Raw genomic sequence first — 6,186 nt, forward strand, 5'->3', positions numbered from 1 at the left:
GGTGAAGGAGTAGCCGCGGCGCAGGATCGTCGCCCCCTGGTTGGAGTCGGGGTGCGCGAGCCGCACGTGCGCGTCGGGCTTCATCGCCTTCAGGAACGGCTCGTCGCGCTCCTTGGCCCTGCCGACCGGCGCGCCCTCGCCCTTGTCGCGGCCGAAGATGTCCTCCTGCTCCTGCAGCGAGGCGCGGTCCCAGGTCTCGATGTGCATGCGGATGCGGCGGGCGACCAGGTAGGAGCCGCCCGCCATCCAGGGCGGGCCGTCCCTGCCGTCCACCCAGACGAACTTGTCCAGGCGGGCCGTCTCGGTGCCCGCGATGTTGCGCGTGCCGTCCTTGAAGCCCATCAGGTTGCGCGGGGTCTGCGCCTCGGGCGTCGTCGAGGAGGTCTTGCCGAAGCCGAGCTGCGACCAGCGGATGACGACCTTGCCGAAGCCGATCCGGGCGAGGTTGCGGATCGCGTGGACGGCGACCTGCGGGTCGTCGGCGCAGGCCTGGACGCACAGGTCGCCCCCGCTGCGGGCCTTGTCCAGGTTGTCGCCCGCGAACTTCGGCAGGTCGACGAGGGCTTCGGGGCGGCGGTCCGCGAGGCCGAACCTCTCGAACAGGCTCGGGCCGAAGCCGATGGTCAGGGTCAGGCGGGAGGGCTTCAGGCCCAGCGCCTCGCCCGTGTCGTCCGGGGGCGCCTCGGGCAGGCCGCCGTAGGCGCCCTCGCCGACGGCCCGGCCGGCCGTCATGCGCCGGGCCGCCTCCGTCCAGTCCTTCAGCAACCGGACGAAGGCCGCGCGGTCCTCGGTGGTGACGTCGAACGCGGCGAAGTGCAGGCGGTCCTGGACCGGGGTGGCGATGCCCGCCTGGTGGGCACCGTGGAACGGGATCGCCGTGCCGGCGGCGGGCGTGGCGGCGGCGTCGTCCGTGCGGGCGATCGCCGCCGCTCCGCCCGCCGCCGCGGCGCCGAGCGCCAGCCCCGCGCCGCCCCAGCCGAGCAGCGAACGCCGGGAGGGTGAGGGTGCGTCGGTGTCCGTCATGGTGGGGTCCCGGTCACTTCACGACGGCCGCGGCGAGCTTCGACAGCGGCTCCGCCAGGGCGTTGACCGCGTCCGAGAGCTCCTTGCGGTCCGCCTTGCCGACCTTGTCGTAGGAGGTGAACTCGTAGGAGGCGGTGTCCGGGCGGTACCGGTCGAGGAGCTTGTCCAGCGCGGCGAACTGCCGGTCCAGCTCGGTGACGAGGGCCGCGTCGTTCTCCCGGGCGACCGGCTTGAGCAGGTGGTACGACTGCTGCGCGCCCTCGACGTTGGCCTTGAAGTCGACCAGGTCGGTGTGCGAATAACGCTCCTCCTCGCCGGTGACCTTGCCGGTGGCGACCTCGTCGAGGAGCTCCTTGGCGCCGTTGGCCATGGAGGTGGGGGTGATCTCGGCCGTGCCGACGCGCTTCTGCCAGTCCTTCAGGTCCTTGACGAGCAGGCCGGCGAGTTCCTTCTCGCGGTCGCCGATCTTCCCGTCCTGCCAGAGCGCCTTCTCCAGGCGGTGCCAGCCCGTCCAGTCGGTGGCGGGGTCCTGGCCGTCCTCCAGGCCGTCCTCGCGGACGTCGACCTTGGGGTCGATGTCGCCGAAGGACTCGGCGACGGGCTCGGTGCGCTCCCAGCCGATCCGGGAGGGGGCGTACGCCTTCTTCGCCGCGGCGACGTCGCCGTCCTGGACGGCCCTGGCGAACGTCTCGGCGAGCGGCAGCGTCTCGTCGGCCTGCTGCTGCACGTAGGCGCGGTACGCGGCGACGGCCTTGTCCAGGCGCGGGTCGCGCTCGACGGTCTTGCCGCCGGTGGCCCTGACGGCCTGGCGGATGCCCTCGCCCTTCATGCCCGGCTTGCAGGCGATCTGGTAGTCACCCGCCTTCACCTCGGCGGTGACGCGCTGCCTGGTGCCGGGACCTATGTTCTCCCGCTCGGTGACCACGCGGTCGTCGGGGAAGAGGACGTAGACCTCGGTGACCTTGGAGCCCTTGTTCTCGACGGCGAGCTCGACGTGCCCGGCCGGGAACTCCTTCCTGGACACCTCGCACCTGTCGTCCGTGGCCGTCACGTTGATCACGTGGTCGCCGTCCTGCGCGCCGCTCTTCTCGGTGCAGCCGGTGGCGGCGGTCAGGACCGCCGCGGCGGCGATGACGACGGAGGCTGGTCTGACGGGTCGCATCTGGGCTCCAAAGCAGGAAGGTGAGGCTCACCTAAACCAGATAAGGATGGCGTAAGTGGCTCAAAGTCACCCCCATGGAGCAGTCAAGGGACGGTCAAAGGTCGCGTCGGGAAGCGGTCGAGGCGGCCCGCCCGCCGCCGGCCCGCCGGTGCTTGAATGCCCCCGTGACTGACTACGACGTGCTCCGCGTCTTCTGCGGGCCGAACGGTGGGTACGGCAACGAACTCGGTGTCGTGCGGGACGGTTCCGTGCTGCCCGGTCCGGACGACCGTCAGGCGTTCGCCGCGAAGCTCGGGTTCAGCGAGACCGTGTTCGTCGACGACCCCGAGCGGGGTGTGATCGACATCTACACGCCGACCCTGCGGCTGCCCTTCGCCGGGCACCCCTGCGTCGGCGCGGCCTGGCTGCTCGACGTGCCCGAACTGGTGACGCCCGCCGGGGTGGTCGGGGCCCGGCAGGACGGGGAGTTCTGCTGGATCGAGGCACGGGCCGAATGGGTGCCGCCGCGCACCCTGCGGCAGTACGGCAGCGCCGCCGAGGTCGACGACCTGCCCGTGCCGCCGCCGGGGGTGGCGGCACCGTCCACGCCTTCCGGGCAGTGGGGGTGGGTCTACGCCTGGGCGTGGGAGGACGAGTCCGCCGGGCGGGTGCGTGCCCGGGCCTTCCCCGGCCGGGGCGACGGCATCGACGAGGACGAGGCGACCGGGGCGGCGGCCCTGCTGCTCACCGACCGGCTGGGCCGGGCCCTCAACATCACCCAGGGGGCGGGCTCCCAGATCCTCACCGCGCCCCAGCCGGACGGCTGGACCGAGGTCGGCGGCCGGGTGCGTCTCGAACGCTGACCCGGGTGGCGCGCGGCCGTACGGGTGGAACAGCGTGTGTGCGCGGCGGCGAACGGGGACCTCTGGGCGTGACAAGGCACCACCGCGAGAGGAATCTCATGCGCATTCGATCCGCTCTGGCCGTAGCCGCCCTGACCGTCGCCGTCACCGCCACCGGCGCGGCGACCGCCGCCGCCGGCGACGACGACGGCCGGGACCACCGCGACGGCCGCGGCCACCACGTGGCGTGCAGCCCGTACTTCGGTGAGCTGGAGGCCGAGACCGCCGAGATCGAGTGGGGCGGCGCCGTCTGCCACAACGGTCCGTTCGACATCTGAGCCGGGACCGGCGCTCCACCCGAGACGGATCCGGGGCCCCTCGCCGCGTGCGAGGGGCCCCGCCCGTCGCCACCGTCCCTCACGCCGACAGCGGGAACTCCTCGCCCAGCGCCAGGAACACCGCGTTGTTCAGCCCGTAGGCCCGCTTGCACTCGGCCACGATCCGCTGCCGCTCCAGTTCGTCCCCGGGCACCGCGTCCAGCAGCTCCCAGTAACCCCGCTTGAAGGCGGCCGGGTTGGGGATCTCCTCGAAGACGTAGAAGCGGACCCCGTCGCCCTTCTTCGGAAAGCCCCACGTCTTCTCCGCCGTGTCGCGGATGATCTGCCCGCCGGAGAGGTCGCCGAGGTAGCGGGTGTAGTGGTGGGCGATGTAGCCGGCCGGCCAGTTCCGGGCGCACTCGGTGATCCGCCCGGCGTACTCCAGCGTGGCCGGCAGCGCGCTGATCCGCGAGCGCCAGTCGGGGCCGCGCAGGTATTCCAGGTCCTGCTCCAGCGCCGCCGCGCGGAACAGCTCCGGGCGGACGAAGGGGCCCGCCACCGGGTCCCCGGCCAGCCGCTCGGCGGCGGACTCCAGTGCCTGGTACACGAACCACAGCTGCTCCGTGTAGCGCGCGAACGCGTCGACCCCCAGTTTGTGCCCCAGCAGGTCGCTCAGGAAGGTCGAGCCCCTGACCTCCTCGTGCTGCTCGCGGGAGGCGGTCCGGATGAGGGTCGAGAAGGATTCCATGAGCCCACTTTCTCTGCTTAGGGTTACCTAAGTCAATGGTTTGCCGACCGGTTGTCGGTAAACTTCCCGACGTCTTGTCGGGAAAAACCTCCGGCACGGGCAAGGGCCGCGCACGCCGACGGCCCGCCCTCCGGGAGAGCGGGCCGTCGGCCGGGGCGGGGCTGTGGTCAGGGCAGCGTGAGGATCTCCGCGCCCGAGTCCGTCACCACCAGCGTGTGCTCGAACTGGGCCGTGCGCTTGCGGTCCTTCGTCACGACCGTCCAGCCGTCGTCCCACATGTCGTACTCGTGCGTCCCGAGCGTCAGCATCGGCTCGATCGTGAACGTCATTCCGGGCTGGATGACCGTCGTGGCGTGCGGGCTGTCGTAGTGCGGGATGATCAGGCCCGAGTGGAACGACGAGTTGATCCCGTGGCCCGTGAAGTCCCGCACCACGCCGTAGCCGAAGCGCTTGGCGTACGACTCGATGACCCGGCCGATGACGTTGATCTGCCGGCCCGGCTTGACCGCCTTGATCGCCCGGTTCAGGGCCTCCCGGGTCCGCTCCACCAGCAGCCGCGACTCCTCGTCCACGTCTCCCACGAGGTAGGTGGCGTTGTTGTCGCCGTGCACGCCGCCGATGTACGCCGTCACGTCCAGGTTGACGATGTCGCCGTCGCGCAGGACGGTGGAGTCCGGGATGCCGTGGCAGATGACCTCGTTGACGCTGGTGCACAGCGACTTCGGAAAGCCCCGGTAGCCAAGCGTCGAGGGGTAGGCGCCGTGGTCGCACATGTACTCGTGCGCCACCTTGTCCAGCTCGTCCGTGGTCACGCCGGGGGCGATCAGCTTCGCGGCCTCCGCCATGGCCCGGGCGGCGATCCGGCCGGCGCGCCGCATCGCCTCGATCGTCTCGGGCGTCTGCACCTCCGGTCCGGTGTACGGCGTCGGAGCGGGCTTGCCGACGTACTCCGGGCGGCGGATGTTTCCGGGCACGGAACGGGTGGGGGACAGCTCCCCAGGGACGAGCAGCGACTGGCCAGACATGCCAGCGAGTCTAACCAGCGGCCGTGGGGGAACATGTCGATGGCGAGAGGAGCTGGTCATGGCCCTGTTCAAGAAGCGGACGGTCGGCAAGCCGGGCGAGTGGTACTACTGCCTGGAGCACAAGAAGGTCGAAGAGGGGCCCGACTGCCCGGGCAAGGACCGCTTCGGCCCGTACGCGAGCCGTACCGAGGCCGAGCGCGCGATGGAGACCGCCCGCGAACGCAACCTCCAGTGGGAGAACGACCCCAAGTGGCACGACGCCCCTGCGGGTGGCCGCGAGGAGAACTGACCCGGGGGACCCGTACGTGAAGCCCGGGGTGCGAGCCGCCCCGGGCGTCCCCGCGTCCGGGCCCGGGCGGCTGCGAAAGCGGCCCCCTTCGGCGGCAGCGCCCCCGGCGGCAGTCCCCTGCGGTGGCCCTGGGCGGCAGTCCGCGTCGGTCGCGGCGCGCTGGGCGGCAGTGCCCTGCGGGGGCAGCACCCTCGGCGGCAGTGCCCCTTGGCCGGCGGCTTCCCCTTCGGCCGGCGGTCCCCCCCCGTGGCGGTGGTGCCTCGTGGCAGGGGTTCCCCCTGGGGCGGTGGTGTCTGTTGGCGGTGGTCCGCGGTGGTGCCTCGTGGCGGTGGTTCCTCCGCCGCGGAGGCGCCCCTCGGCCGACGGCGACCCTGCGGTGGTGCCCCTCTCAGCTCACGGCGCCCCGGCGGCGGTCCCGCGTTGCGGTGGTGCGCGTGTGGCGGTGGTCGCCCACGGCGGCCCCGCAGCCATCCCGCGCGGCGGCGATTCCCCCTGGGGCGGCGGTGCCCCAGGGCGGCGGTGCGCCCGTGGCGGTGGTCCCCCTCGGCCGCCCTCCCCGACGGCGGCCCGTCCGCGACGGCGGGGCGCCCCGCGACGGCGGGGCGCCCCGCCACGGCGGCCCCCCGCGGAACCGGCCGCCTGGCCCGGGAGCATGGTTCCGGGTCCGGATGGTCGTCCGCCTCACCAGCGGGCCGGCGGTGGGGCCGTCAGGTGTTCCGCGAGTCTCGCCACGCGGTCCCGGAAGCGGCGCCGCCCGCGTGGGGTCGGGAGCGCGTTCTCGCCCGCCGCCGCGCTGACCAG

General features: G+C 72.7%; 7 protein-coding genes. 3 read left to right on the forward strand and 4 right to left on the reverse strand.

Features of this window, described 5'->3' with window-relative positions; translation table 11 throughout:
• Both efeB and efeO read right to left on the reverse strand, forming a co-directional pair.
• Positions 1 to 1,023 (reverse strand): iron uptake transporter deferrochelatase/peroxidase subunit (gene efeB, locus RIN80_RS21600; protein ID WP_309097279.1); only part of this gene is annotated, 1,023 nt, incomplete at its 3' end.
• 13 nt (positions 1,024 to 1,036) lie between these two features.
• Positions 1,037 to 2,185, reverse strand: a complete 1,149-nt coding sequence (gene efeO / locus RIN80_RS21605; protein WP_309097280.1) for an iron uptake system protein EfeO — start codon at positions 2,183 to 2,185, stop codon at positions 1,037 to 1,039.
• Positions 2,186 to 2,349: 164 nt separating this feature from the next.
• Between efeO and RIN80_RS21610 the strand changes: the two genes are divergently transcribed.
• Both RIN80_RS21610 and RIN80_RS21615 read left to right on the forward strand, forming a co-directional pair.
• A complete protein-coding gene (locus tag RIN80_RS21610; protein ID WP_309097281.1) occupies positions 2,350 to 3,027 on the forward strand; it encodes a PhzF family phenazine biosynthesis protein in 678 nt (225 codons plus the stop codon).
• Between the two features lie 98 nt (positions 3,028 to 3,125).
• Positions 3,126 to 3,344 (forward strand): hypothetical protein, encoded by a 219-nt coding sequence (locus RIN80_RS21615; protein WP_309097282.1) that lies wholly within the window; start codon positions 3,126 to 3,128, stop codon positions 3,342 to 3,344.
• 79 nt (positions 3,345 to 3,423) lie between these two features.
• Here RIN80_RS21615 and RIN80_RS21620 read toward each other — a convergent pair whose 3' ends face one another.
• Both RIN80_RS21620 and map read right to left on the reverse strand, forming a co-directional pair.
• A complete protein-coding gene (locus RIN80_RS21620; protein WP_309097283.1) occupies positions 3,424 to 4,071 on the reverse strand; it encodes a biliverdin-producing heme oxygenase in 648 nt (215 codons plus the stop codon).
• Between the two features lie 167 nt (positions 4,072 to 4,238).
• Positions 4,239 to 5,096, reverse strand: a complete 858-nt coding sequence (gene map, locus RIN80_RS21625) for a type I methionyl aminopeptidase (protein WP_309097284.1) — start codon at positions 5,094 to 5,096, stop codon at positions 4,239 to 4,241.
• Between the two features lie 58 nt (positions 5,097 to 5,154).
• Between map and RIN80_RS21630 the strand changes: the two genes are divergently transcribed.
• Positions 5,155 to 5,385, forward strand: a complete 231-nt coding sequence (locus RIN80_RS21630) for a hypothetical protein (protein WP_309097285.1) — start codon at positions 5,155 to 5,157, stop codon at positions 5,383 to 5,385.
• Positions 5,386 to 6,186: the final 801 nt, after the last annotated feature.

The sequence above is a fragment of the Streptomyces sp. genome (assembly GCF_031181705.1).
Lineage (GTDB): Bacteria > Actinomycetota > Actinomycetes > Streptomycetales > Streptomycetaceae > Streptomyces.

What these genes read in the sequence shown, in the direction of transcription:
- RIN80_RS21620 (WP_309097283.1), bottom strand. Translation starts at nt 4,071, where the DNA reads ATGGAATCCTTCTCGACCCTCATCCGGACCGCCTCCCGCGAGCAGCAC.
- RIN80_RS21630 (WP_309097285.1), top strand. Translation starts at nt 5,155, where the DNA reads ATGGCCCTGTTCAAGAAGCGGACGGTCGGCAAGCCGGGCGAGTGGTAC.
- efeO (WP_309097280.1), bottom strand. Translation starts at nt 2,185, where the DNA reads ATGCGACCCGTCAGACCAGCCTCCGTCGTCATCGCCGCCGCGGCGGTC.
- RIN80_RS21615 (WP_309097282.1), top strand. Translation starts at nt 3,126, where the DNA reads ATGCGCATTCGATCCGCTCTGGCCGTAGCCGCCCTGACCGTCGCCGTC.
- map (WP_309097284.1), bottom strand. Translation starts at nt 5,096, where the DNA reads ATGTCTGGCCAGTCGCTGCTCGTCCCTGGGGAGCTGTCCCCCACCCGT.